The organism is Streptomyces spiralis, assembly GCF_014654675.1.
GTDB lineage: Bacteria > Actinomycetota > Actinomycetes > Streptomycetales > Streptomycetaceae > Streptomyces > Streptomyces spiralis.
In genome coordinates this window covers 64,293-90,011 of the sequence record NZ_BNBC01000036.1, presented here as the reverse complement: position 1 = coordinate 90,011, position 25,719 = coordinate 64,293, and the positions used below count along the sequence as shown (strand labels likewise).

Annotated in this window: 24 protein-coding genes and 1 pseudogene; 16 read left to right on the top strand and 9 right to left on the bottom strand. The window is 72.5% G+C overall.

Annotation, left to right across the window (positions count from 1 at the left end; all coding sequences use genetic code 11):
- Positions 1 to 192: 192 nt before the first annotated feature.
- Positions 193 to 1,038: a hypothetical protein gene (locus IE318_RS30770; protein WP_189905586.1), complete on the bottom strand. Its 846-nt coding sequence runs from the start codon at positions 1,036 to 1,038 to the stop codon at positions 193 to 195.
- Positions 1,039 to 1,185: 147 nt separating this feature from the next.
- Here IE318_RS30770 and IE318_RS30765 point away from each other — a divergent pair, with 147 nt between their 5' ends.
- Positions 1,186 to 2,523: a 6-phospho-beta-glucosidase gene (locus tag IE318_RS30765; RefSeq protein WP_189905584.1), complete on the top strand. Its 1,338-nt coding sequence runs from the start codon at positions 1,186 to 1,188 to the stop codon at positions 2,521 to 2,523.
- 464 nt (positions 2,524 to 2,987) lie between these two features.
- Here IE318_RS30765 and IE318_RS30760 read toward each other — a convergent pair whose 3' ends face one another.
- The gene (locus tag IE318_RS30760) at positions 2,988 to 4,109 is read right to left on the bottom strand and encodes an ATP-grasp domain-containing protein (protein WP_189905582.1); all 1,122 of its coding nucleotides are present in this window, start codon (positions 4,107 to 4,109) and stop codon (positions 2,988 to 2,990) included.
- Positions 4,110 to 4,370: 261 nt separating this feature from the next.
- On the opposite strand from IE318_RS30760, the gene IE318_RS30755 reads away from it, so the two are divergent.
- Together IE318_RS30755 and IE318_RS30750 are read left to right on the top strand one after the other, a co-directional pair.
- The gene (locus tag IE318_RS30755) at positions 4,371 to 5,237 is read left to right on the top strand and encodes a metallophosphoesterase family protein (protein WP_189905580.1); all 867 of its coding nucleotides are present in this window, start codon (positions 4,371 to 4,373) and stop codon (positions 5,235 to 5,237) included.
- Positions 5,227 to 5,907 carry a 4'-phosphopantetheinyl transferase family protein gene (locus tag IE318_RS30750; protein WP_189905578.1) on the top strand — a complete coding sequence of 227 codons (681 nt, stop codon included), beginning with the start codon at positions 5,227 to 5,229 and terminating at the stop codon, positions 5,905 to 5,907. The genes IE318_RS30755 and IE318_RS30750 overlap by 11 nt, the downstream gene beginning before the upstream one ends.
- 153 nt (positions 5,908 to 6,060) lie before the next feature.
- Here IE318_RS30750 and IE318_RS30745 read toward each other — a convergent pair whose 3' ends face one another.
- Positions 6,061 to 6,288, bottom strand: coding sequence for a hypothetical protein (locus tag IE318_RS30745; protein WP_030183610.1), 228 nt, complete (start codon positions 6,286 to 6,288; stop codon positions 6,061 to 6,063).
- Between the two features lie 266 nt (positions 6,289 to 6,554).
- On the bottom strand, positions 6,555 to 7,211 hold the full coding sequence (locus tag IE318_RS30740) for a helix-turn-helix domain-containing protein (RefSeq protein WP_030183615.1): 657 nt from the start codon (positions 7,209 to 7,211) through the stop codon (positions 6,555 to 6,557).
- A 225-nt stretch (positions 7,212 to 7,436) separates the two neighbouring features.
- On the opposite strand from IE318_RS30740, the gene IE318_RS30735 reads away from it, so the two are divergent.
- Positions 7,437 to 8,108, top strand: a complete 672-nt coding sequence (locus tag IE318_RS30735; RefSeq protein ID WP_189905575.1) for an MmyB family transcriptional regulator — start codon at positions 7,437 to 7,439, stop codon at positions 8,106 to 8,108.
- 17 nt (positions 8,109 to 8,125) lie between these two features.
- Here the strand turns inward: IE318_RS30735 and IE318_RS30730 are convergent, their stop codons facing one another.
- Together IE318_RS30730 and IE318_RS30725 are read right to left on the bottom strand one after the other, a co-directional pair.
- Positions 8,126 to 8,995 (bottom strand): cache domain-containing protein, encoded by an 870-nt coding sequence (locus tag IE318_RS30730; RefSeq protein ID WP_229903839.1) that lies wholly within the window; start codon positions 8,993 to 8,995, stop codon positions 8,126 to 8,128.
- Positions 8,996 to 9,102: 107 nt separating this feature from the next.
- Positions 9,103 to 9,876: a FadR/GntR family transcriptional regulator gene (locus IE318_RS30725; protein ID WP_189905604.1), complete on the bottom strand. Its 774-nt coding sequence runs from the start codon at positions 9,874 to 9,876 to the stop codon at positions 9,103 to 9,105.
- Positions 9,877 to 10,053: 177 nt separating this feature from the next.
- On the opposite strand from IE318_RS30725, the gene IE318_RS30720 reads away from it, so the two are divergent.
- The 4 genes from IE318_RS30720 (at position 10,054) to IE318_RS30705 (ending at position 14,192) form a co-directional block, all read left to right on the top strand.
- On the top strand, positions 10,054 to 11,085 hold the full coding sequence (locus IE318_RS30720; protein ID WP_030183623.1) for an ABC transporter ATP-binding protein: 1,032 nt from the start codon (positions 10,054 to 10,056) through the stop codon (positions 11,083 to 11,085).
- A 24-nt stretch (positions 11,086 to 11,109) separates the two neighbouring features.
- On the top strand, positions 11,110 to 12,306 hold the full coding sequence (locus IE318_RS30715) for an ABC transporter substrate-binding protein (RefSeq protein WP_030183625.1): 1,197 nt from the start codon (positions 11,110 to 11,112) through the stop codon (positions 12,304 to 12,306).
- Between the two features lie 2 nt (positions 12,307 to 12,308).
- Positions 12,309 to 13,172 carry an ABC transporter permease gene (locus tag IE318_RS30710; RefSeq protein ID WP_189905571.1) on the top strand — a complete coding sequence of 288 codons (864 nt, stop codon included), beginning with the start codon at positions 12,309 to 12,311 and terminating at the stop codon, positions 13,170 to 13,172.
- Between the two features lie 204 nt (positions 13,173 to 13,376).
- Positions 13,377 to 14,192 (top strand): ABC transporter permease, encoded by an 816-nt coding sequence (locus tag IE318_RS30705; RefSeq protein ID WP_189905569.1) that lies wholly within the window; start codon positions 13,377 to 13,379, stop codon positions 14,190 to 14,192.
- Positions 14,193 to 14,247: 55 nt separating this feature from the next.
- On the opposite strand, the gene IE318_RS30700 is transcribed toward IE318_RS30705, so the two are convergent.
- Together IE318_RS30700 and IE318_RS30695 are read right to left on the bottom strand one after the other, a co-directional pair.
- The gene (locus IE318_RS30700) at positions 14,248 to 15,306 is read right to left on the bottom strand and encodes a DUF6745 domain-containing protein (protein ID WP_373311328.1); all 1,059 of its coding nucleotides are present in this window, start codon (positions 15,304 to 15,306) and stop codon (positions 14,248 to 14,250) included.
- A 50-nt stretch (positions 15,307 to 15,356) separates the two neighbouring features.
- On the bottom strand, positions 15,357 to 15,683 hold the full coding sequence (locus IE318_RS30695) for a DUF8820 family protein (protein WP_189905567.1): 327 nt from the start codon (positions 15,681 to 15,683) through the stop codon (positions 15,357 to 15,359).
- A 197-nt stretch (positions 15,684 to 15,880) separates the two neighbouring features.
- On the opposite strand from IE318_RS30695, the gene IE318_RS30690 reads away from it, so the two are divergent.
- The 8 genes from IE318_RS30690 to IE318_RS30655 all read left to right on the top strand — a co-directional run bounded on the left by IE318_RS30690 (position 15,881) and on the right by IE318_RS30655 (position 25,175).
- The gene (locus IE318_RS30690; RefSeq protein ID WP_189905565.1) at positions 15,881 to 16,837 is read left to right on the top strand and encodes an STM4015 family protein; all 957 of its coding nucleotides are present in this window, start codon (positions 15,881 to 15,883) and stop codon (positions 16,835 to 16,837) included.
- Positions 16,838 to 16,844: 7 nt separating this feature from the next.
- Positions 16,845 to 17,798, top strand: a complete 954-nt coding sequence (locus IE318_RS30685; protein WP_189905563.1) for an STM4015 family protein — start codon at positions 16,845 to 16,847, stop codon at positions 17,796 to 17,798.
- Complete coding sequence (locus IE318_RS30680; protein WP_189905562.1) at positions 17,779 to 18,960, top strand: STM4014 family protein; 1,182 nt, start codon at positions 17,779 to 17,781, stop codon at positions 18,958 to 18,960. Before IE318_RS30685 ends, IE318_RS30680 begins: the two co-directional genes overlap by 20 nt.
- 79 nt (positions 18,961 to 19,039) lie before the next feature.
- On the top strand, positions 19,040 to 19,864 hold the full coding sequence (locus IE318_RS30675) for an STM4013/SEN3800 family hydrolase (protein ID WP_189905600.1): 825 nt from the start codon (positions 19,040 to 19,042) through the stop codon (positions 19,862 to 19,864).
- Positions 19,861 to 21,243 carry an STM4012 family radical SAM protein gene (locus tag IE318_RS30670; protein ID WP_189905560.1) on the top strand — a complete coding sequence of 461 codons (1,383 nt, stop codon included), beginning with the start codon at positions 19,861 to 19,863 and terminating at the stop codon, positions 21,241 to 21,243. The genes IE318_RS30675 and IE318_RS30670 overlap by 4 nt, the downstream gene beginning before the upstream one ends.
- 8 nt (positions 21,244 to 21,251) lie before the next feature.
- Positions 21,252 to 22,115 carry an STM4011 family radical SAM protein gene (locus IE318_RS30665; protein WP_189905558.1) on the top strand — a complete coding sequence of 288 codons (864 nt, stop codon included), beginning with the start codon at positions 21,252 to 21,254 and terminating at the stop codon, positions 22,113 to 22,115.
- A 152-nt stretch (positions 22,116 to 22,267) separates the two neighbouring features.
- Positions 22,268 to 24,322: a phosphocholine-specific phospholipase C gene (locus IE318_RS30660; protein ID WP_189905556.1), complete on the top strand. Its 2,055-nt coding sequence runs from the start codon at positions 22,268 to 22,270 to the stop codon at positions 24,320 to 24,322.
- 52 nt (positions 24,323 to 24,374) lie between these two features.
- On the top strand, positions 24,375 to 25,175 hold the full coding sequence (locus IE318_RS30655; RefSeq protein WP_030169243.1) for an LURP-one-related family protein: 801 nt from the start codon (positions 24,375 to 24,377) through the stop codon (positions 25,173 to 25,175).
- A 48-nt stretch (positions 25,176 to 25,223) separates the two neighbouring features.
- On the opposite strand, the pseudogene IE318_RS30650 reads toward IE318_RS30655, so the two are convergent.
- A pseudogene (locus IE318_RS30650) lies at positions 25,224 to 25,719 on the bottom strand (hypothetical protein); the annotation flags it as partial.

The following is a 25,719-nucleotide window of genomic DNA, read 5'->3' as shown; positions in this document are numbered from 1 at the left end:
TCGTCAAGAGTTAAAGCAAGGAAAGTCCTTCGCGGGCACGGGAGTTCAGGTGATGAAGGCGGAGATTTCCGGGTTGTCCCGGGGTCCGGTGGTGGCGGCCGGCGCACTGGGGCGGCCCCCGCCGGAGCCTGATGTGCCCGTGCCCGGCCACGCGGAGGAAGCACGCGTGGCCGGGACGGCGAGAGCGGTCGCCTACTGCAGGCGATAGGTGTAGACGGTCGTCGCCACCTGGCACACGCCCGGTGGGACGACCTCGGCGCGCAGGGTGCCGCGTGCCGCGTCGTAGTCCACGCCCTCGGCCTCGAACGTGCCACTGCACACGCTGCGCTGCGGCAGTGCGAACAGGCTGGTGACATGGCCGGTGACGGGGCCGCCGTCCAGCCGGTGCGTCAGGTCCACCTGGAGCAGCGGCCGGTCCTCGGGGAAGAGTTCCTTCGAGCCGTCGTCCGAGGCGCACACCAGCCGGGTGTCGTTGACGAAGTCGCAGCCCTGGATGTCGCGTACGGGCTTGTCGAGCGTGATCTGCGGGGTCTGTGGCAGCGCACCGCCCGTGCGCGGGGTGGCCGCGTTGAGCAGGGGAGCCGGAAAGACCTGGAGCCGGTTCTGGTCGCCCCACTCGCCCGACACCAGCCACTGGCCGTCCGGCGAGACGGAGGCGAAGGAGTTGTTCAGCTTCTCGCCCGCGTCGAGCGTGTGGACGTACTCGTAGCGCTTGCCGGACGGGGTGGTCACCGCGAACATCTTGGACGTTGCGGTGTCCGAGCCCTGGTAGGCGTCGAACACGTATCCCTGTGCGATGTCCGGGTCCCCGACGTGGTTCCAGCCCTTGATGCGCAGGTCCAGCGGGATCGAGCCGAGCCCGCGGTGCAGCAGCGAGCCGTCCGCGCGGCTGGCGAGCCCCTGCCCGCCGCCGAGCGAGTCGACGTACGCCGTGCCCGTCTCCTGCCAGACCGGCGTGGCCGCCGACGCCGGCGACGTGGCCGCACCGAGGGTGACGGCCGCGCCTAAGGCGGCCAGGACGAAGAGTTGACGTCTCATCAGGTACCTGCCGAATCGACGAAGGTGAGGATGGCGTTCGAATGGAACCATGGGGCGGGCCGTCCGTCACCGTTGTCGGGAGGCGTCGCAGGTGAACAGTAGGGTTCCGGGAGGGGGCGAGGCGGCGGTGTCGGGAAGGGTGCGAGGGTGAGGCTGACGATTCTGGGCGGCGGCGGATTCAGGGTGCCGCTCGTGTACGGGGCACTGCTGGGCGACCGTGCCGAGGGCCGGGTCACCGAGGTCGTCCTGCACGACCTCGACGCCGGCCGGCTGAACGCGGTGAGCCGGGTGCTCGCCGAACAGGCCGCCGGGGTGCCGGACGCGCCCGGGGTCCGCGCCACGACCGACCTGGACGAGGCGCTGCGCGGCGCCGACTTCGTGTTCTCCGCGATCCGCGTGGGCGGTCTGGAGGGCCGCGCCCAGGACGAACGGGTGGCGCTCGCCCACGGTGTGCTCGGCCAGGAGACCGTCGGCGCCGGCGGCATCGCCTACGGCCTGCGCACGGTGCCCGTCGCCGTCGACATCGCCCGCCGGGTGGCCCGTCTCGCGCCCGACGCCTGGCTCATCAACTTCACCAACCCGGCCGGACTGGTCACCGAGGCCATGTCCCGCCACCTGGGCGACCGTGTCATCGGCATCTGCGACTCGCCGGTGGGCCTCGGCCGCCGTATCGCCCGCGCACTCGGTGTGGACCCGGGCACGGCGTGGATCGACTACGCGGGCCTCAACCACCTCGGCTGGGTGCGGGGGCTGCGCGTCGCCGGCCGCGACCAGCTGCCGCGTCTGCTCGCCGACCCCGCCATGCTCGGCTCCTTCGAGGAGGGCCGCCTGTTCGGCGCGGACTGGCTGCGCTCGCTGGGCGCGATCCCCAACGAGTACCTGCACTACTACTACTTCAACCGCGAGACCGTGCGCGCCTACCGGCAGGCCGAGCAGACCCGCGGCGCGTTCCTCCACCACCAGCAGGCCCGCTTCTACGAGGAGTTGCGGGACCCCGGCGCCCCGGCGCTCGACACCTGGAACCGCACCCGCCACGAGCGCGAGGCCACCTACATGGCCGAGAACCGCCGGACGGCCGGCGCGGGGGAGCGGGAGGCCGAAGACCTCTCGGGCGGCTACGAGAAGGTGGCTCTGGCCCTGATGCGGGCCATCGCCCGCGACGAGCGCACCACGCTGATCCTCAACGTCCGCAATCGCGGCACCCTGTCGGCGCTGGACTCCGAGGCCGTCGTCGAGGTCCCCTGCCTGGTCGACGCGGGCGGCGCGCACCCGGTGTCGGTCGAGCCGCTGCCCGGCCACGCCACCGGCCTGGTCTGCGCGGTCAAGGCGGTCGAGCGCGAGGTGCTCGCCGCCGCCGAGTCAGGTTCCCGGGAGACGGCGGTGAAGGCCTTCGCGCTGCACCCGCTGGTCGACTCGGTGAACGTGGCCCGCGGGCTGGTCGAGGACTACATGGGGGTCCACCCCGGCCTGGCGTACCTCAAGTAGCCGCGGCCCGCGGTGTCTCTGGGAGCGCCGGCCCGGCGCATCTCGAGGAGCCGCGAGCCATGACATGCGTCGGGGCGGCCGGTCGCTCCCCCGTACGGCGACCGGCCGCCCCGACCCCCCGTGATCCCCCGTCGCTCCCCCTCGGGCGTCCCCCGTGTTCCCGTCGCGCCCTCATCCTTGAGAGTCGTCGGGGCGGGCCTTGATACACCCCGGACAGAAAAACCCGCAGAAAAAAATCCGAGCCGGCCGCCGCACAGGTGGGACATCGAGCTAGGGGGTGTCTCGCCGATCATGCCGGGCTCGCGGCGCCTGGCACCGCACCTCGCGGCGTTGTCGTCGGTCGCCGATGCTCCGCATCGACTCCCTCCTGCGCCTTGCGATGTTCCCCCACTGCCTGAACGGCGTGGGAGGTGCCCCCACCACCAGCCACCGCTCCCTGATCCGGTCTGATCGACGAGACACCCCTAGAGCGGCAGCGCCTCCGCCGCCGTGACGGCACCGCCCGGCGCCGGTACTCCCGGCAGCAGCGGCCCCGCCTCCTCCGTCCGCTGCCGCGGAAGCGCCACCGGCCGGAGCGGACGCGGCCCGGACACCACCGTGTAGTCCTGCCCCAGGAACGGGGGCAGAAGCTCGCCGGGGTCCTCGCCGAGCGCCAACCGTACGGCCGCCCAGGGGGCGTTGACCCCGCAGAGCGACAGCTGGTGCAGTCCGCCCGCCGGGCGTGTGTTGACGTCCATCAGCACCGGTCGCTCGCCGTACATCCGGAACTGGATGTTGGACAGATAGTGCAGCCCGAACCCCTCCGCGATCCGCCGGGCCGGTTCCAGCCACTGCTCGTGCAGGGTGAAACCCCGGCGCCGGCCGTTCTTGGTGCGCCCCAGGGCCATACGGATCCGGTTGTCCGGGCCCGTCAGGCAGTCGACCGACACCTCCGGCTGCCCCAGGCGCGGCATCACCAGCCAGTCGACCGGCTCCTCCGCGCGCGCCAGGGCCCCCAGGACCAGGTCGAGAGGGACGTACGGGCCCGGGAAACCACTCAGATGCGTGAGCGAGAACGGGGTCCGGGTGATGACGCGGAAGCCCGTCCCGCCGGCGCCGGACGCCGGCTTGAAGCACGCCTGGTGCCCGGCCGCCTCCAACTCCTCCACGGCAGCGAGGAGTTCGTCCGCGGTGTGCGCCCGCCGCCAGGGCGGCACCGGCACGCCGATCGCCCCGACCGCCTCGTACGCCGTCGCCTTGTCCTCGAAGACGGCCACCGCCTGCGGGGTCGGCGCGAGCAGCGCCGTACCGGCCGCCTCGAACTCGGCGCGGTGCGCCACGATCGCGGCCTGGTGCAGCCGGGGCACGAACACGTCGATGCCGCGTCGCGCGCACTGGTCGAGGGCGTACTCGGCGTACGCGGCCGGGGACAGGCCCTCCGGCTCGAGCTCGGCGGTGTCGGCGGCGGCCAGCACGGGGGAGTCCGGGTCGCCGTGCGTGGCATGGATCTCGACGGCCCGGTCGCAGGGATTTCTGCGCAGCTGATCGATGAAGAACACGTTCTCCGCGTACGTGCGGTTGAGCCAGACGCGTACGCGAGAGATCATGCGGGCCGCCTTTCGGGTTCGCGGGCAGGGCGAAGCAGGCCGTGCCCGGCCAGAGGGGAAGGAGGGACACCGAACCGCCCGGCGGGAGGGGAGCCTGTCGGCGGTGGTGTTGGGGCGATCATACGGCTTTTCCCGGCCGTGGCGTGTCACGTGCATGTGACGGATTCGGACACGTGGCGGCGGTGGCCCGGGATGTCCTTGTCCTGGTGGTACCGGGTGTGTTCTCGTGATGACCAACGTGTGTGCGACAGGGGGCAAGAGGTGACCGGGACGGTCGGCGGGGCCGGACGGCTGCTCGCCATCAGCGACCTGCACATCGGCTACAGCGAGAACCGCGCCCTCGTCGAGCGGATGGCACCCGACTCGGACGACGACTGGCTGATCGTGGCGGGGGACGTCGCCGAGACCGTCACCGACGTCCGCTGGGCCCTGAAGACCCTGGCGAGCCGCTTCCGCAAGGTCCTGTGGGTGCCCGGCAACCACGAGCTGTGGACGCACCCCCGCGACACGGTCGCGCTGCGCGGCGTCGCCCGCTACGAGCACCTGGTCGAGCTGTGCCGCGAACTGGGCGTGACCACGCCCGAGGACCCCTACCCGGTCTGGGAGGGCCCCGGCGGCCCCGTGGCTGTGGCGCCGCTCTTCCTTCTCTACGACTACTCCTTCCTGCCGCCCGGCTGCACCACCCGGGAGGAGGGGCTCGCCTACGCGCACCGCACCGGCATCGTCTGCAACGACGAGTACCTGCTGCACCCCGACCCGTACCCCAGCCGTGAGGCGTGGTGCCGGGCCCGGGTCGCCGAGACCGAGCGCAGGCTCGCCGAACTCCCGGACGACCTGCCCACCGTGCTCGTCAACCACTACCCGCTGCACCGGCACCCGACGGACGTGCTGTGGTACCCGGAGTTCGCCATGTGGTGCGGCACCACGCTGACCGCCGACTGGCACCGCAGGTTCCGTGTGGCCGCGATGGTCTACGGACATCTCCACATCCCGCGGACCACTTGGCAGGAGGGTGTCCGCTTCGAGGAGGTGTCGGTGGGATACCCCCGTGAGTGGCGACGGCGCTCGGAGCCGCCGGGCAGACCGCGCCGCATACTGCCGACGGAGGACGCTACCGGTGATCGATGAGCTGCTCCCGGACACGGTGGTGGCCGTGGAGGCGTACGGCGACGACGGGAGCGGCGACGCCCCGCTGTTTCCGGAGGAGCAGGCGGTCATGGCGCGGGCGGTGGACAAGCGCCGGCGCGAGTTCGCCGCGGTGCGGGGGTGCGCCCGGCGCGCCATGGAGAAGCTCGGCGTCCCGCCGCAGCCCGTCCTGCCCGGCGAGCGGGGCGCCCCGCGCTGGCCGGAGGGCCTGGTCGGCAGCATGACCCACTGCGACGGCTACTGCGCCGCCGCGCTGGTGCGGGTCGGCGACCTCGCCTCGCTCGGCATCGACGCCGAACCCCATGCGCGGCTTCCCGGGGAGGTCCTGGACGCCGTCGCCCTGCCCGCCGAGCGACGCCGGCTCGCCGACCTGGCGGAGCGGCACCCCGGCGTCCACTGGGACCGGCTGCTGTTCAGCGCGAAGGAGTCCGTCTACAAGGCGTGGTTCCCGCTGACCGGCCAGTGGCTCGACTTCACGGGGGCGGACATCGAGATCCTCCCGGATCCGGACACCCCACGCACCGGCCGCTTCCGCGCCGAACTCCTCGTCCCGGGCCCCCTGCTGAACGGCCACCGCCTCACCCACTTCGACGGCCACTGGACCACAGGCCCGGACCTGGTCGCCACATCGGTGACGGTGCCACATCCCTGACGGGGGCGATGCCCTCGACCGGCGGGGCGCCGCCGGCCGTCGGGATGCCTCGGCGCACGGGCGAAGCGGGGCGGGCCCGGCCGGGTGCGGGTGGGTCCGGGCGCGTGGGCGGCGGTCTCGTCGCGTGCGGCGGCACCCGGCCGGGCGTTGATGTCATGCCCGTGGGTTGCAGTCGTGCAGGAGCTGGAAGAACGCCTCCTCGTTGCCCGTCAGCCCGGCCCGGGTCAGGGCCTGGTCCGCCTCGGCGAGGACGGACGGCGGGACGAGCGGTGGCCGGCCGGAGGCCGGGGGGCCGTCGAGGGCGGCGCGCACGGTGTGCAGCAGCCGCAGGTAGGCCTGGACGGCGGCGCGCTCACGGTCGGTCAGTACGGCGGTGGGCATGGGTCGCTCTCCCCGGTTTCGGCGTCACACGGTCGCGCGCGCCCGGTCCCCCGGACGGCACGGGCGCCCCCGCACAGCGGCGGCACACCCTCCAGCTTGCCGCCCACCACTGACAACGCCCCCGCGCTTCGCCCCGGTTCGCCCGCCCGGCGCAGGCAGGAGGGCACGGGCGGGCGGCGGAGTCAGGGACCACGGGTGCCAGGTGTGCCGCCCCGTGAGGTGGGGGACACCGCCGGTGATCGTCCCCGGCTGCACCGCCTACGGCGTCACGACTCGGGCCGCTTGACGCTCTCCAGCAGCATGTCCAGCCACTCGGCCACCTTGTCCCGGTGCTGGTCGGTGGGGAGTTGTGCCGCGCGCCAGGCGATGCCGCGCACCCCGTGGTTCTGCAGCAGCCGCTCCAGCGGGTCGTCCGCGGCCGCCTCCGCCTCCCGCTCCCGGTCGGCGAGCCGTTGCAGCAGCTCCTGCTCGGTGCGCTGCAGGGCGCCCGCGAGCGCCTCGGGGTCCTCGGCGGTGAGGAATCCGGCGTGCACGCGGAAGAAGCGCTGGATGGCGTCGCAGTGCTCCATGGTGGGGCGCCGGTCGCCGTTGATGAGGGCGCCGGCCTGCTGCCGGGACATGCCCGCGCCGTCCGCGATCTCCTGCTGGGTGTAGCGGCGCCCGTTCGGTTTGAGCCGTGTGCGGCGCAGCAGGTCAAGCCGCTGCAGGAACCGGGCCTGCACATCCGGCTCGCCCGCGGGCCGCCCGCTCAGCAGGGCCCTGACCACGGGCTCGGGCACGCCGCAGGCCACGGACAGGCGGCCGACGTCGAAGACCTCCGCCTGGGGTACGCCGAGCCGGTCGGCGAGCGCGGTGACGCGTGCGACGACCGCCGGCAGCACAGCCGACGCCGTGGCGCCCGGATCCTCGATGCCGTCCGTCACCGACAGATCTCCTACGTCTCTCACAGGCTTCTCACAAGGCGGGGTGCCGTGAACTTCCCGGAGAGTAGCCCGTCGTTCGAACTCGCATCCAGGTCTCGCCACAACTGTGGCCAATTTCAGCCGTCAACCGGCATGAAATGCCACGATAGTTGACACGGCTCGCGTCCGACCAGCAGGATCGGGTCGCCGCGTGAAGGCCGCAGAGGCAAGAGGGGTGACCTCCCGATGGCATTTCAGGCAGGAGGGCAGCGGCCGGCGCCGCGGCCCGTCCCCGTCAGTCCCGAGGCGCAGGCCTACCTGCAGGACTACGCCACGCTTCTGGAGGCCGTCTCCTTTCCCTCCCTCGTCGTCGACCACCGCTGGGACGTCGTCCTGACCAACGGCGCCTTCACCTCGCTCTTCAGGGGTGTGGGCCCGCACCCGACGGCCATGCCGAGCGACAACTTCCTGCGCTTCGTGCTCTTCCACCCGGACGCGGGCACGGTCCTCGGCGACCACGAGTTCCGCTGGTGCCTGCCGATGCTGGCGAACTTCGCGGCCACCATGGAGCGCTGCGGCCCCGACCACGGCCTCCAGGCCATCCGCCGGGACATCGCCCAGGACCCGCTCATGGAGGCCGCCTACCGGCAGGGGCTGCCGCACTGGATCCGCACGGTCGGCGAGGCGGCCGCCCGGTCCGACGGCGCCGTCCGGCCGCTGCTGCACCCCGACCCGCGCTGGGGCGCCACCGACTGCCGGATCGTCGAGGAGGCCCCGGACACACTGCGGGAGCTGGGCTACACCCGGCTCACCATGGTGCTCCGCGATCCGCGCCGCCCCGCCCCGGCCCCGCGCAGGCCGCGCACCACCCGCCGCACGGCGGGGCACCTCAGCGTGGTGCCCACGCCCGAGTCCTGAGCCGGCACCGTCGGCGTTCAGGTCGCCGACGGCGCCGAGCTCGCCCCTCGGCCTGCCACCTCCCTCGCCGCCTCCCCGCTCGCCGCGGACCCGAGGCCTGCGCCCATCACGAGGACCAGGGGCACAGGACGGCACGGCACCAGCCTCACCTCACCCCGGGCGGCGGGGCGCGCCCGCTCCAGGACTGCGGCGAAGTCGGGCCCCCGGGTGAGGGATCCGGCCAAATGTGCCGGGTCGGCGGAGACGGCCACCCGGCCCCGGGCATTCACCAGGTACGCGGGCCCGGGCAACTCCCGCAGCAGGGGCAGCACCGCCGTCTCGAAGTGGCGCAGGTACACGTCGGCCGCCGCCACTCCGGCGAAGCGGCCCGCCACCTCGACCGGCGCCGACAGCGTCAGGCTGTACTCGTCGGAGCACAGATAGTCGACGTAGGGCCCGGCCACCGCCCGTCGCCCGGTGTCGCGAGGCAGCGCGAACCAGTCCCAGTGCGTGTAGTCCGCGTACGCCGACCGCCCTGGATCGAGGTCGAGCAGCAGCGGCCGTACGTCACCCTCACCGGTGCTCTGCCACCACTCCAGCCACGCCGGTACGTCGCTCAGCAGCCCCGGCTCGGCGATGAAGCCGACCCCCGAAGCCAACTCCTCGCGCGACAGCCGCAGATGCAGCCCCGGCCGCAGCGCGGCCAGATCGGCGGTCGCCGGCCGGCGCCCCTCCGCGGCCACCCGCGTCAGCAGCGCCTCCGTCTCGGCCGCGGTCTCGGCGACCGCCTCGAAGACCGCCTCCAGGGCGCGGCCCACCCGCGCGGCGACGCCTTCGGCGGCGCGCTCGGCCGCACCCGCGCCGTGCGTCGCGGCCGGCGCTCCGGCGAGTGCCGGGATCGTGCTCATGGCGCCCTCCAGCGGACAGGACCAGACGCGGTGCGGCCAGGGCCCCGCCGCCGAAGTCCCGCCCGCCCCACCCTTTCGGGCGGGCGCCGGGGCTTTCGCGCCAGGCCCTACAACGAGAGCCGCAGGGCGACGAGCCGCGCCGCCGACTCCTCCACGCACCGCTCGGCCAGCGTACGGGCCGAGTCACGGGCCCCATCCTGCACGGCCAGGACGACGGCGCGGTGCCGGTCTGCGACTTCTTCACGATATTCGGCGTCCCCGAGCACCAGACACAGCAGCGCGCCCACCTCGGTCTGCAACGCGACCTGTTCCCGGGTGAGCCGGGCCGACTGCGCGGCCGCCGCCAGCTCCACGTGGAAGCGTCCGTAGACACGGCTGCGCGCCGCCGTGTCGGCCGCGCCCATGAACTCGTCGATCGAGCGGCTCAGTTGACGCAGATCCTCAGGTTCCGTGCGGTCCGCCGCGAGCCGGGCCGCCGCGCCCGACAGCGCGGCCCAGTGGTCGCCGAGGTCGCGCAGCTCCTCGGTGCTCCAGCCGCGCAGCCGGGTCTTCAGCCGAGCCTGACCGGGCCGGCCGGGCAGCGAGACGAAACTGCCGCCGCCGCGTCCGCGCCGGGTGGTCACCAGCCCCTGCTGCCGCAGCGCCATCAGCGCCTCCCGCAAGGTCATCGTGGACACCCCGAGCTGCCCGGCCAGTTCGCTCTCGCCGGGCAGCTGCTCCCCGTCGGCGAGCAGACCGAGTTCGATGGCGTCACCGATCCGGCGGACCACCGCGTCCACCCGCGCCCGCCTCTCCACCGGAGCGAACACGGCCCTGCGGACGCCGGCTTCGCCCACGCCCGCGCGCAGGCCGCCCGGGCCGCTCCGTTGGCCCACGCCCATGCGCAGGCCGCCCGCGCCGCCGCCGCTCATGCCCCCCGCCCCGCTCCCGACGTGTCGTTGCTTCACGGCCACCACCTTGCCCGTTGACCCAAGCTTTGCCCTGAGGCGGTCTTGAACCTTGAACTATGACTTCATATGTTTCCGAGCAACGTTCGTGAGCGCCAGAAAGGTTCCCGCATGGAGGGGATTGCGGTCCGGCTGCAGGCTCTGCGCAAGACGTTCGGGGAGACGACCGCGGTGGCCGGGGTCGATCTGGAGATCCGGGACGGGGAGTTCTTCTCCATGCTCGGTCCCTCCGGCTCCGGAAAGACCACCGTCCTGCGGCTGATCGCCGGCTTCGAGACCCCCACCGAGGGCCGCGTCGAACTCGCCGGGCAGGACGTCACCGGGCTCGCGCCCTTCGAACGGGACGTCCACACCGTCTTCCAGGACTACGCCCTCTTCCCGCACATGACCGTCGAGCAGAACGTCGCCTACGCCCTGAAGATCCGCAAGGTGCCCAAGGCCGAACGGCTGGTGCGGGCCCGCAAGGCACTGGCCGAGGTCCGCCTGGACGGACACGGAAGGCGCCGCCCCGCCCAGCTCTCCGGCGGACAGCGGCAACGGGTCGCCCTCGCCCGCGCCCTCGTCGGCCGCCCCCGCCTGCTCCTGCTCGACGAGCCGCTCGGCGCCCTCGACCTCAAACTGCGCGAGCAGATGCAGCTGGAACTCAAGGCGCTCCAGCGCGAGGTCGGCATCACCTTCGTCTTCGTCACCCACGACCAGGAGGAGGCCCTGACGATGAGCGACCGCATCGCCGTCTTCCACCAGGGACGCCTCGAACAGGTCGGCACCCCCGCCGAGATCTACGAACGCCCCGCCACCTCGTTCGTCGCCTCCTTCGTCGGCACCTCCAACCTGCTCCGGGACGACGCCGCCCGACGAGTCCTCGGCACCGGCGGCACCCACAGCATCCGGCCGGAGAAGATCCGCGTCCTGAAGGAGGCCGCCATCGTCGACGAACCCGAGCACGCCACGGCCACGGGCACCGTCGCCGAGGTCGTCTACCTCGGCGACACCACCCGCTTCCTGGTCGACCTCGACGCCGGCGGCCGCCTCACCGCGCTCCAGCAGAACCTGGAGACCTCCGCCGAGGACGTCGCCGCCTACCGCGGCACCCGGGTCCGCCTCACCTGGCACCGCCGTCACACCGTCCACGTTCCCGACTGATCCCCCCAACGTATGGAGAACGTCGTGCGCCTCACCCGAACCCTCCAGGCAGCGGCCGCCGCCACCGCACTCCTCCTCGCCGCCACCGCCTGCGGCTCCTCCGGCGGCGGTTCCTCCGCCACCGGCCTCAACCCGCCCGACCTCAAGGCGCCGACGAAGCTCGGCACATCCGAGGGCCAGGTCAACCTGATCGCCTGGGCCGGCTACGTCGAGAACGGCTCCAACGATCCCAAGGTCGACTGGGTCACCGACTTCCAGAAGCAGACCGGCTGCCAGGTCCACTCCAAGGTCGCCGCCAGCTCCGACGAGATGGTCAAGCTGATGAAGACCGGCGAGTACGACGCCGTCTCCGCCTCCGGCGACGCCTCCCTGCGCCTGATCGCCTCCGGCGACGCGGCCCCGGTCAACACCGAGCTCGTACCGAACTACAAGGACGTCTTCAGCGGCCTGAAGAACGGCAGCTGGAACTCCGTCAAGGGCACGATGTACGGCATCCCGCACGGACGCGGCGCCAACCTGCTGATGTACAACACGCAGAAGGTCACGCCCGCACCCACCTCCTGGTCCGCGGTCTTCGACGACGCCGCCGCATACAAGGGCCACGTCACCGCGTACGACTCCCCGATCTACATCGCCGACGCGGCGCTGTATCTCAAGGCCACCAGGCCCGAGTTGAAGATCAAGGATCCCTACGCGCTGGACCAGAAGCAGTTCGACGCGGCCGTGGCCCTGCTGAAGAAGCAGAACGCGGACGTCGGCGAGTACTGGAGCGACTACCTCAAGGAGGTCTCCGCCTTCAAGAGCGGCGACTCCGTGGTCGGCACCACCTGGCAGGTCATCGCCAACCTCGCCGCCTCCGAGGGCGCCAAGGTCAAGGCGTTCGTGCCGAAGGAGGGCTCCACCGGCTGGTCCGACACCTGGATGATCTACGCCAAGGCCAAGCACCCCAACTGTGCCTACCAGTGGATGAACTGGATCATCTCGCCGAAGGTCAACGCCCAGGTCGCCGAGTACTTCGGCGAGGCCCCCGCCAACTCCAAGGCCTGCGCAGACACCAGCGACAAGAACTTCTGCGCCACCTACCACGCCGCCGACGAGGGCTACTGGAAGCACATCGCCTTCTGGAACACACCCATCGAGCAGTGCCTGGACGGCCGCACGGACGTCAAGTGCGTGCCGTACGCCAAGTGGGTGCAGGCCTGGACCGAGATCAAGGGCTGAGCATGAGCCTGCTGACGCGAACCGCGGGGGCGCTGCACCGGCGCCCCCGCCTCCGGCTGTCCCTGCTGCTGACCGCGCCGCTGCTGTGGCTGGCCGTGCTCTACCTCGGCTCCCTGACCGTGCTGTTCGTCTCGGCGTTCTGGACGACGGACTCCTTCACGTCCGAGGTGGTGAAGGCCTGGTCGACGGACAACTTCCACGAGCTGTTCACCACGCCGGTCTACCGCCAGGTGATCCTGCGCAGCATCGGCGTGGCGCTCGCCGTCACCGTCCTGTGCGCGGTGATCGCCTTCCCGCTCGCGTTCTACACCGCGCGTGTCGCCCGGCCCCGGTGGCGCCCGCTGCTCGTGGTGGCGATCCTCACCCCGCTGTGGGCGAGCTACCTGGTCAAGGTGTACGCCTGGCGGCTGATCCTCTCCCAGGGCGGGCTCGCCGACTGGATGCTGAAGCCGTTCGGTCTGAGCGGCCCCGGCTTCGGTCTGTCGGCCGCCGTCCTCACCCTGACGTACCTCTGGCTGCCGTACATGGTCCTGCCGATCCACACCGCGCTGGAGCAGCTGCCCGCCGGACTGCTCGACGCGTCCGCCGACCTCGGGGCGCGGCCCGGACGCACCTTCCGCTCGGTCGTGCTGCCGATGGTGCTGCCGTCGCTCGCCGCCGGATCGATCTTCACCTTCTCGCTCAGCCTGGGCGACTACATCACCGTGCAGATCATCGGCGGCAAGACCCAGCTCATCGGCAACCTCGTGTACTCCAACATCGAACTCAACCTCCCCATGGCCGCTGCCCTCGGCACGGTCCCGGTGGTGGTCGTCGTCCTGTACCTGCTCGCGATGCGCCGCACCGGCGCCCTGAGCAGCCTCTAGGGGGTGTCTCGCCGATCATGCCGGGCTCGCGGCGCCTGGCACCGCACCTCGCGGCGTTGTCGTCGGTCGCCGATGCTCCGCATCGACTCCCTCCTCCGCCTTGCGATGTTCCCCCACTGCCTGAACGGCGTGGGAGGTGCCCCCACCACCAGCCACCGCTCCCTGATCCGCCCTGACCGACGAGACACCCCCTAGGAGCCCGCCATGCACCTCTCCCGTTCCGCGCGCATCGCGCTGCGCGTCGCCGCCGGGTTCGGCTTCGCGGTGATCTACGTGCCGCTGCTGCTGGTCCTCGTCAACTCGCTGAACCCGGACCGGAGCGCGAGCTGGCCGCCGCCCGGACTGACCGCGCACTGGTGGTCGGTGGCCTGGCACAACTCCGGGGCGCGCGACGCCCTGTGGACCTCGGTGCGGGCCGGCCTCGGCGCCACCGCCATCGCCCTGGTCCTCGGCACGCTGATCGCCTTCGCCGTCGCCCGGCACCGCTTCTTCGGCCGCGGCACCGTCTCCTTCGTGGTCGTCCTGCCCATCGCCCTGCCCGGGATCGTCACCGGCATCGCCCTCAACTCCGCGTTCTCCACGGTGCTTCGGCCGCTCGGGGTCGGACTCGGGCTGTTCACCGTCGTCGTCGGGCACGCCACCTTCTGCATCGTCGTCGTCTTCAACAACGTCGTCGCCCGGCTGCGCCGCACCTCCGGCTCCTACGAGGAGGCGGCCATGGACCTCGGCGCCGACACCTTCCGCGCCTTCGCCGACGTCACCTTCCCGCTGGTGCGCTCGGCACTGTTCGCGGGCGCCCTGCTCGCCTTCGCCCTGTCCTTCGACGAGATCGTGGTCACCACCTTCACCGCCGGACCCGGCGTCGAGACGCTGCCCATCTGGATCTTCGACAACATGACCCGGCCGCAACAGGCCCCGGTCGTCAACGTCGTGGCCGCCGTCCTCGTCCTGCTCTCCGTCGTACCGATCTACGTCGCCCAGCGGCTGTCGGCGGACACGGCGACCGCGAGCCGGGTGTAGCCCCGGCGGCCGGCTCCCGAAGAGGGACGACACCGGCCGGATGACACGGCCGGGTTCAGGTCTCGCGCACGGGCGCGTACGCGTCGGGGTGCAGCCCGAACGTCCAGGCGACCCCCTCCCTGGCCCGACGGGTCGTCGGGGGGACGCGCAGCCAGTACGTGCGGTGCGTGCCGTCGGGTTCCGGAGTGGAGTTGAGGACCTCCACCATGACCACCGGTTCGTCGTCGTCGAGGTCGATCCGCCAGAGGGTGCCGGTCTCGTCCTGGTGCACGGGGCGGGCCCCGGAGTCGGACAGATAGCGTTCGTAGCCGTAGTGCTCCAGCATCACGCGGCGCAGCTCCGCGTTCTCCTCCGCGCGGACCCGCTCCGGCGTCAGCGTGTTCAGCTCCGCCAGGAACTCGCCCGGCACCGGCATGCCCCGCCAGGCGTACAGGGCGAAACCGTCGGGGAAGGCGAGCGCGGGACCGTCCGCGCGGTCCAGCCGGCCGGCCTCGTCCCGGTGCAGCGCCACGGGGCGTTCGCAGACCACCGCGACCCTTTCGAACGCCCACCACCAGCCGGCGTTGCGGCACACCAGGGCCAGTCCGTCGAGCGGCGGCCCGTCCGGTGCGAACGCGGCGAGCCACGGCGCGTCGTGCTGCCCCAGCACGGCATCCAGCAGGATCAGCCGGACCTCCGCATCACCGTCACCGGTCTCGTCGGCAAGCTCCTGGAGTACGCCGCCCCGGATCCGGTCGACCAGCGCCTGCGTCGCGTCCCACAGCCGCCCGCCGGTCTCCGCCCAGCGCGCCGCCCAGCCCGCCGCCCCCAACTCGGCATGGACGCGGGCGCGTTCGGCCGCCCACGGCGCGGTGCGTATCGCCTCCCGGACGCTCGGCCCGGCCTCTCGCAGGTCGCGCACCAGTCGCACGCCCTCACGCGGGGAGCCCGCCCACACGATGCGCTCGGGCTCCGCGAGCCCGGCCCGCCGGTACGCCAGCCGTACGCCCTCCTCGGCCGCGGCCCGGTCGGCGGGCACCGCCGCCGTCGCGCACGCACGCCAGTGCTCCACCGCCGCGGCTCCCGCCGCGTCTTCAGCGGGCCCCGCCACGGCCTCCACCTCTATAGCCTCCACGGTCGCCACGGTCTCCTCGGCACCCTTCACCGTCGTCCCCTCCACCGCCGTCAGTCCGCCACGATCCGCACCGAGCCGGGCACGTACTCCCGCTGTCGGATCACCCGGAACCACCCCTTGGGCAGCGTGATCGCCCCATGCTCCTCGTGCACCACCCGCCCTCCCTCGGGCAGATGAAGCAGCAGCGGACCGAACGCGCCCGGCTCCCGGACCAGTTCTCCCGGGCCGACGACCGCGTGGGCGTGGCCGGTGACCTCGCCCAGGGCCAGGACCATCCGGCCGCGCGCGTCACGCGGTTCCTTCGGCGCCCGCGTCACGTGCGGCGGCACCGCGTCGTCCGCGACGGGCACGATCAGCACGTCTCCCTGCCGGTACATGCGCAGCTCCCCTTCCCGCCCGGCGCACGGCGCCCGGGCCACGAGAAGGACCGTACGGGCCGCCACTGACAACGGCCCGGATCCACCACCGCGCGAGCCCCGGACTCCCGCCCCTGCGCAGGGGGTTGTCAGTGGCTGTTGGTACAACTTCTCGCGCAGCCACGCATCACATCCGCCGCACGTCAGGAGCAGCACGCATGGTCTTCTCCGACCACCTCGCCGAGTTGTACGGCCTGCCCGCCTTCACCTTTCCCGAGGACGGCGCGGCGGCGGATCTCCCGGCACCCGACGCGGTGGCCTGGCGCATCAGGGCCGGGTTCGCGGATGAGGACGCCGACTGGGAGCAGGTCTTCGAACGTTTCTGCTCGGCGGTGGACACCACCCGGATACGGGCCCTGATCGTCGGCGCCTGGGAATGCGTCTTCGACTGCGGCCCGGACGACGTGATCGAGGCCCTCCTCGCCGCCCGCGACCGGCTGCCCGCCCTGAGAGCACTGTTCCTCGGCGACATCGTCTTCGAGGAGAGCGAGCTGTCCTGGATCACGCAGACCGACGTCACCGGGCTGCTGCGCGGCTTCCCGGCGCTGGAGGAGTTCGGTGTGCGCGGTGGTACGGGCCTGGAGTTCCAGGCGCTGCGGCACGACAGCCTGCGCTCGCTGACGGTGCAGACCGGAGGGCTGCCGGCCGGCGTGGTCCGCGGCATCGGCGCGAGCGACCTGCCCGCGCTGGAGCACCTCGACGTCTGGCTGGGCGAGTCGTCCTACGGCGCGGACTGCGAAACGGCGGATCTGGAGGGGATCCTGTCCGGCACCCGGCTGCCCCGGCTGCGCCGTCTGGCACTGCGGAACAGCGAGATCCAGGACGACGTGGCCGCGGCCGTCGCCGCCGCCCCCGTGGCCGCCCGCCTGGAGGTGCTCGACCTGTCGATGGGCGTCCTGACCGACGACGGCGCGGCCGCCCTGCTCGGCGGCCAGCCGCTGACCCATCTCAAGAAGCTCGACCTGCACCACCACTACATCGGCGAGGCGTTCCGGCAACGGATACGGCAGACGCTCGAACCGGCGGGCGTCGAGGTCGACCTCGACCCGGGCGAGGCCGACGAGGACCGGGACGACGACGGTACCGTCTTCCGCTACGTCGCGGCGGGTGAGTGAGCCCGCCATGAGCTACTACCCCTCGCACCTGACCCGCTTCCACGGCCTGCCCGTCCACGACTTCCCCACCGGACCCGAAGGCGCCGAGCGCGACGCACCGCCGGCGCCCGGCTCGGTCGCATGGCGGCTGTCCTGCCTCCTGGACGAGATCCCCTTCGACACCCTGTGGCCCCGGTTCCTCGACGAGGTGCCCACCGAGGAGGTCACCGCGCTGGTGCTCGGCGCCTGGTGGGACGACTGGGACGAGCGCGGCATCGACCCGGTCCTGGACGCGATCACCGCCGAGGCCCACCGGTTCCCCCGGCTGCGCGCCGTGTTCCTCGCCGACGTGGAGTCCGAGGAGACGGAGATCTCCTGGATCAAGCAGGGCGACGTGACCAAGGTGCTGCGCGCCTGGCCGCGTCTGGAGGAACTGGGCGTCCGCGGCGCCGAGGACCTGGTGGTCGAACCGCTGCTCCACGACGGCCTGCGCACCCTGCGCGTCGAGTGCGGCGGCCTGCCCCGCGAAGCGGTGCGCGGGCTGAGCGGCTGCGACTTCCCCGCCCTGCACCGCCTCGACCTGTGGCTGGGCACCACCTGGTACGGCGGCGACTGCACCCGGGAGGACGTCGACACGCTGCTGGCTTCGCTCGGCGACCGCCCCCACCTGCGCCACCTCGGCCTGCGCAACAGCGACATCCAGGACGACATCGCGGCCGCCGTGGCCGCCACGCCCGTCGTCGCCCGGCTCGACTCGCTCGACCTGAGCATGGGCGCCCTCGGTGACGACGGCGGTGGCGCGCTGCTCGCCGGTCAGCCGCTCACGCACCTGACGTCGCTGAACCTGAACCACCACTTCATGAGCGAGGCCCTGACACGACGGCTGAGCGAGACCCTCGCACCGCACGGTGTGGACCTGGCACTCGCCCCGGCCCGCCGCTCCCACCCCGCACAGGGACGCTATGTCGCCGTCGGAGAATGAGACGGGAGCGCGCTTCGCGGTGGTCGGCAACCCCGAGAACCGCCGGGTCGCGCTGTTCGCCCGGGCGGTGACCGCGGCCGGCCTGCCCGCACCCCGTGTGGTGCCCTGGACGGGCGTACTGCGGCACGGCCGCGCCGAGTTCGCACCGGGCGAGATCGTCCGTGTCGACTCGCCCGGTGAGAACGCCGAGGTGGACCGGCTGCTGCGGGGCGTCGACGACCCCACCCGCGTGGAGGGCTCGGCCCACTGGTACACGCGCTTCCTGACCGCCGTGGGCGGCCTGCGCGGAGGGGTGCGCCTGGACGACCCGGACGAACTGGCCGTGCTGTTCGACAAGAGGCGCTGCCACGCCGTGCTCGACGCAGCGGGCGTACCCGTTCCGTACTCGCCGACGTCCGGACCCGCCGGGGCCTCGGTGGGCGGCTGGGACGACGTACGGCTGCTGATGCGTGAGCACCGTATGCCCCGGCTCTTCGTCAAGCTCGCGCACGGCTCCTCGGCGTCCGGTGTCCTCGCCGTGGAGGCGGCGGGTGGAGGCCGGATCCGCGCCACGACATCGGTCGAACTCGCCCCGGACGGGCGGTTGTTCAACTCGCTCAAAGTGCGGCGCTATGAGCGGGAGCAGGACATCGCGGCGATCGTCGACACCCTGGCCCCCGACGGACTGCACCTGGAGAGATGGCTGCCGAAGGCCTCGCAGCACGGCCGCGCGGCCGACCTGCGGGTGCTCGTGGTGGCCGGGCGCGCCACCCACGCGGTGGTCCGCACCAGCGCCGCGCCGCTGACCAACCTGCACCTCGGCGGCTCCCGCGGCGACCTCGAAGCGGCCCGGCGGGCGGTCGAGACCGCCGGCGGCAGCTGGGCGGGCGCCCTCGCGGTGTGCGAACGCGCCGCGGCCTGCTTCCCGCGCACCCTGTGCGTGGGCGTCGACCTGCTGCCGGCCACCGGCTGGCGCCGTTTCGCGGTCGGCGAGGTCAACGCCTTCGGCGACCTGCTGCCACGGCTCACCGGCCTGCCCGGCAGCGGAGCCGAAGGTCTGGACACCTACGCGGCCCAGGTCGCCGCCGTCCTGCGCGCACATCCCGCGCTCCGGACCCCCGCCCGGCCGCAGTCCATCCGTCACACCCAGCACAGAACGGGACCCGACCATGCCCTCGCCTGACCCGACGCCCACGCCGCTCCCCGACGGGTCCCAGCGTCAGGTGACTCCCGTACCGGCCGCGGCACCCGCCGACCCCGACATGAACGAGATCGTCGGCAGCCACGACCTGCTGCTCGTCACCCTGGACACCCTGCGGTACGACGTAGCCGCCGAACTCGCGTCGTCCGGTCGCATCCCGCACCTGGCCCGCCACCTTCCCGGAGGACGCTGGGAGCGCCGCCACGCCCCGGGCAGCTTCACCTACGCCTCCCACCAGGCGATCTTCGCCGGATTCCTGCCCACCCCGGCCGCCCCCGGCCCGCACCCGCGCCTGTTCGCGGCGAGCTTCGCCGGCAGCGAGACGACGGCCGAGCGCACCTGGGTCTACGACACACCCGACCTCGTCTCCGGCCTCGCCCGGGCGGGCTACCACACCGTGTGCGTCGGAGGCGTGGGCTTCTTCAACAAGCAGGGCCCGCTCGGCTCGGTGCTGCCCGGTCTGTTCCAGGAGTCCCACTGGGAGCCCGGATTCGGCGTCGCCTCGCCCACGTCGTTCGAGCAGCAGGTGGCCTGCGCCGAACGCGCGGTGCGCCAAATCCCCGCCGGCAAACGGCTGTTCCTCTTCGTCAACGTCTCGGCGCTGCACCAGCCGAACTGGTTCCACCTGCCCGGAGCCACCCGCGAGGCGGGCGACACCCGCGAGACGCACGCCGCCGCACTGGAGTACGTGGACCGGCACATCGGCCGCCTGTTCGCCGCCGCGAGCAGCAGACGCCGCTGCTTCGCCGTCGTCTGCTCCGACCACGGCACCGCCTACGGGGACGACGGCTACACCGGCCACCGCATCGGCCACGAGTCGGTGTGGACGGTGCCGTACGCCCACTTCTTCCTCGAACCCGAAACCGGAGCGGGAGCCGCCCGATGACCACCGTGACCCGTCTCCGGGCCGCCGGGACCGCGCCGACCGCGCCGGACTCGTACGGCAGCCCCTACCAGAGCTACGTCTACGCCTACCCGCACAAGACCTCCTACCGCCGCCTGCCCGACCGCCCCGCGCTGCGCTCCCTGTGGGCGGCGGAGCCCAAGGACGCCCTCTCGCTGTACCTGCACATCCCGTTCTGCGAGGTGCGCTGCGGATTCTGCAATCTGTTCACCCGCGTCGGCGCCCCCGACGGGCTGACCGGCGCCTACCTGGACGCCCTGGACCGCCAGGCGGCCACCGTGCGCGAGGCGCTCGGCGACGCCGGAGACGTCCGGTTCGCCACCGCGGCCTTCGGCGGCGGCACCCCCACCTTCCTCACCGCCGCCGAACTCCAGCGCCTCTGCGACACAGCCGAACACCGCATGGGCGCCGACCTGCGGGCCGTCCCGCTGTCGGTGGAGGCCTCGCCCGCCACGGCGACCGCCGACCGCCTGGAGGTCCTGGCCGCCCGCGGCACGACCCGGCTCAGCCTGGGCGTGCAGAGCTTCGACGACACCGAGGCCCGCGCCGCCGTACGCCCCCAGCGCCGCGCGGACGTCGAGGCGGCCCTCGGCCGCGTCCGCGAGGCGCGCATACCCGTCCTCAACATCGACCTGATCTACGGCATCGACGGCCAGACGGACGCCAGTTGGCTGCGCTCCCTGGACGCGGCCCTGGCCTGGCGGCCGGAGGAGCTCTACCTCTACCCCCTGTACGTCCGCCCCCTCACCGGCCTCGGCCGGCGCGCCCAGGGCGCCGACCCCGCCTGGGACGAGCAGCGCCTGCGCCTGTACCGCCTCGGCCGGGACCACCTCCTCGCACACGGCTACGAGCAGCAGTCGATGCGGATGTTCCGCCGTGCCGACGCGCCACCGCAGGGCGCGGACGACTACGCCTGCCAGACCGACGGCATGATCGGCCTGGGCTGCGGAGCCCGCTCGTACACCGCCGGCCTGCACTACTCGTTCGACTACGCGGTCGGCATGCACGAGATCCGTTCGATCATCGACGACTACGTGGCCCGCCCCGCCGCCGACTTCGCCCATGCCGAGTACGGCCGCCGCATCGACGCCGACGAGTCCCGCCGCCGTCATCTGCTCCAGTCGCTGCTCCAGGCCGAAGGGCTCGACGTGGCCGAGTACCGGGCCCGTTTCGGCCGTCCGCCCCAGGACGACTTCGGGGCCGAGCTGGAGCGGTTCGCCGACCGCGGCTGGCTGGACGGCACCGACACGCACACGGTGCTGCGCCTGACACCGGAGGGCCTGGCCCACTCCGACGCCGTCGGACCCGCGCTGTTCTCACCCGCCGTACGTGCGGCGATGGCCGCCTACGAACGGAAGTGAGCACGGCGATGGACCTCACGCTTCTCTACCGTGGCCCCCTCGCCTCCTGCGACTACGACTGCCCGTACTGCCCCTTCGCCAAGCGGCGCGACAGTCCGGAGCAGTTGCGCACGGACCGGGAGTGCCTCGAACGGTTCGCCGGGTGGGCCGCGGACCAGACCGGCGACCGGCTGTCCGTGCTGTTCACCCCCTGGGGAGAGGGCCTGGTCCGCTCCTGGTACCGGCGCACCCTGACCGAGCTGTCGCGGCTGCCGCACATCCGCCGCGTGGCCATCCAGACGAACCTCAGCTGTCGTACCGACTGGCTCGCGGACGCGGACCTCGACACCCTCGCCCTGTGGTGCACGTACCACCCCGGGCAGACGCCGTACGACCGCTTCCTGGCCAAGTGCCGTGACCTGGCGCGCCGAGGGGTGCGGTTCAGCGTCGGCATCGTCGGACTGCCCGAACACCTGCCACATGCCCGCCGGCTGCGCGCCGACCTGCCCGAGCACGTCTACCTGTGGGTCAACGCGGCCGAGGGCCACACCTACGACGACGCGTCGGCCGCGCCGTGGACCGCCCTGGACCCGCTCTTCCCCTACAGCCGCCACCCCCACGCCAGCGCCGGACTGCCCTGCCGCACCGGTGAGTCCGTCGTCTCGGTCGACGGCGACGGCACCGTCCGCCGCTGCCACTTCGTCCGCGCCGAGCTGGGCAACCTCTACGACGGCTCCTACCGGACGGCGCTGCGCCCCCGCCCGTGCCCGCTGGCCGTCTGCGACTGCCACATCGGCTACGTCCACCTGGAAACCCTGCCCCTGTACGACGTGTTCGCGGGCGGCGTCCTGGAACGGGTGCCGGCACGGATGCCCGTGATGCGGCCCGTCTAGGACGCGACGCCTCGCGTACTTGCTCCTTTCACATGGGCGACATCGCACCCTTCCCACACGTTCGGTGCTCTTGGAACACTCGCTGCGCGCGCATTCCGTCCGTTCCGGCCATCCGCACGTCAGGATGAGAGGACCCGCCCATGCCCTCACCCATGTCCGAAGTCAACCGGCGCCGCTTTCTGGGGATCGCGGGCGCCACCACGGCGTTCACCGCGCTCGCCGGCAGCATCCAGCGTGCCGCCGCGTTGCCGGCGAACCGTCGCACGGGGTCGATCGAGGATGTCGAGCACATCGTCGTCCTCATGCAGGAGAACCGTTCCTTCGACCACTACTTCGGCACGCTCAGAGGCGTCCGCGGCTTCGGCGACCCGCGCCCGGTCACCTGGCCGAACGGAAAGAGCGTCTGGCACCAGACGGACGGCGGCGGCAAGGAGATCCTGCCCTTCCATCCCGACGCCGACGACCTGGGCCTGGCCTTCATCCAGGACCTCCCGCACGGCTGGAACGACGGGCACGCCGCCTTCGCCCAGGGCCGCTACGACAAGTGGGTCCCGTCCAAGGGCACCACGACGATGGCGTACCTGACCCGCGACGACATCCCGTTCCACTACGCGCTCGCCGACTCCTTCACCGTCTGCGACGCCTACCACTGCTCGTTCATCGGCTCGACCGACCCCAACCGCTACTACATGTGGTCGGGCTACACCGGCAACGACGGCCAGGGCGGCGGCCCGGTCCTCGGCAACGACGAGGCGGGCTACGGCTGGACGACCTACCCCGAGCGCCTGGAGAAGGCGGGCGTCTCCTGGAAGATCTACCAGGACGTCGGCGACGGCCTGGACGCGGCCGGCGGCTGGGGCTGGATCTCCGACGCCTACCGCGGCAACTACGGCGACAACTCACTGCTGTACTTCGACCAGTACCGCGACGCCAAGCCCGGCGACCCCCTCTACGACAAGGCCCGTACCGGCACCGACGCCCGAAGGGGCGAGGGCTTCTTCGACCGGCTGAAGGCCGACGTCAGGGGCGGCAGGCTGCCGCAGATCTCCTGGATCGTCGCCCCCGAGGCCTTCACCGAGCACCCCAACTGGCCCGCCAACTACGGCGCCTGGTACATCGCCCAGGTCATCGACGCGCTGACCAGCGTCCCGGAGGTGTGGGCGAAGACCGCCCTGTTCATCACCTATGACGAGAACGACGGCTTCTTCGACCATCTGATCCCGCCCTTCCCGCCCGCCTCCGCCGGCCAGGGCAGGTCCACGGTCGACGTCGGCCCGGACCTGTTCAAGGGCGACGCCGGTCATGTGGCCGGCCCCTACGGGCTCGGCCAGCGTGTGCCGATGCTCGTCGTCTCGCCCTGGAGCAAGGGCGGGTACGTCTGCTCCGAGACCCTCGACCACACTTCGATCATCCGGTTCATGGAGCGCCGCTTCGGCGTGCGCGAGCCCAACATCTCGCCCTGGCGGCGCGCGATCTGCGGCGACCTGACCTCCGCCTTCGACTTCTCCCGCGAGGACACCCGCCCGGTCTCCCTGCCCGACACCACCGGCTACGAGCCCCCGGACCACGACCGCCACCCCGACTACGTGCCGACCCCGCCCGCCCAGGGCGTCCTGCCCCGGCAGGAGCGTGGCCGGCGGCCGACCCGCCCCCTGAAGTACGCGCCCCAGGTGGACGGTTCGGTGGATCCGGCGGCCGGGAAGCTCACCCTGACCTTCGCCTCCGGCGCGCAGGCCGGGGCCGCCTTCCTGGTCACCTCCGGCAACCGCACCGACGGCCCCTGGACCTACACCACCGAGGCGGGCAGGACGGTCTCCGACAGCTGGAACTCGGCGTACTCCGGCGGCTCCCACGACCTGACCGTGCACGGCCCGAACGGCTTCCTGCGGGTCTTCAAGGGTCCCGGCAGGGCGGCGGGGCCCGAGATCACCGCACGGCACGTCGGCGACGACGTCGAGCTGACCTTCACCAACAAGGGCACGGGCACGGTCCGTCTGAAGGTGACCAGCGGCTACGGCGGGAGCGCGCAGGCGGTGAGTGTGCGGCCGGGCGCCGCGGTGCGGCGCCGCTACGACCTCGCGGCGAGCGGGCGCTGGTACGACCTCACCGTCACCTCCGAGGCGGACGCGGCGTTTCTGCGGCGCTTCGCCGGACATGTCGAGAACGGGCGTCCCGGTGTGAGCGATCCGGCGATCGCGACCGACTGAGGCAGGGGCGGGCGGCGGTTGCTTCCCGGCCGGCTCGCGGTACTGTGCCCCGGTGACCACGCATTCGAACACACCTGCAGGTTGGTACCCGGATCCGCACGGTGCGGCGCAGACGCTCCGTTACTGGGACGGCGCGCAGTGGACCGAGCACACCCACGCGGGCGGGCAGGCCCCCGCCGCCCCCGCACCCGACGCGCGAGTGCAGCAGCAGGTGCAGCAGCAGGCCGGCGTCGCCCCGAGCGGCGCCGGCGGCGGCACGCTGTTCAGCGAGCCGGTGCTGGTGGTGAACCAGAAGGCCAAGCTGATCGAGCTGACCAACGAGTACACGGTCTTCGACCAGAACGGCAACCAGATCGGCGCGGTCACCGAGGTCGGGCAGAGCGCGCTGAAGAAGATCCTGCGGTTCGTCTCCAGCCTCGACCAGTTCATGACGCACAGGCTGGAGATCCGGGACGGCTACGGCCGGCCGCAGCTGCTGCTCACGCGGCCCGCGAAGTTCTTCAAGTCGCGGGTGATCGTCTCCCGTCCGGACGGCTCGCAGGTCGGCGAGATCGTCCAGCAGAACGTCTTCGGCAAGATCAACTTCGCGATGAACGCCAATGGCCAGCAGGTCGGCGCGATCAAGGCGGAGAACTGGCGCGCCTGGAACTTCGCGATCGTCGACCACGCCGACAACGAGGTCGCCCGGATCACCAAGACCTGGGAGGGCCTGGCCAAGACGATGTTCACGACGGCCGACAACTACGTCCTGCAGATCCACTACCAGCTGCCCGAACCGCTGCTGAGCCTGGTGGTGGCGACGGCGCTCACCGTCGACACCGCGCTCAAGCAGGACTCGCGCGGCCTGGGCTGACGGACGGCCCCGCGCTCGTGAACTCCCGGCGCGGCGGCGGTCCGGCGGTCACAGGGGCGTGAGGTGCCCCGGTCCGGACCGGCGGCGCGTTCCGGACCGCCGGGGCAGCAGCGCCGGTTCCTGGGACGCCGACTCCGGCTCCAGGGCCAGGACAGCGGCCACGGGGTGCGCCTCGTGGCCGTCGTGCTGTACGGGCTGTCCGGGCCCGGCAAGGCCGGGTTCCGGGTACGGCCGTTCGGCCGGCGTGGAGTGCGGGGTCGCCCGCGTGAGCGCCACGACCCCCCAGGAGGCGAGCGCCGCTCCCGACAGCGCGAGCAGCACCCCGCTCGCGCCGCCGTGCAGCCCCTGCCCGAGCAGGGTGAGCCCGATCACCGCGGCCGCCACCGGGTTCGCCAGTGTCACCACGGCCAGCGGGGCTCCCAGGCCGCCCCGGTAGGCGGTCTGCGACAGCAGCAGCCCGCTCGTCGCGAAGGCCGCCACCAGCAGCGCCACGATGATCACCCGCGCGCTGAACAGCGGCCCGGAGTGGTCGGTGGCGGCGACG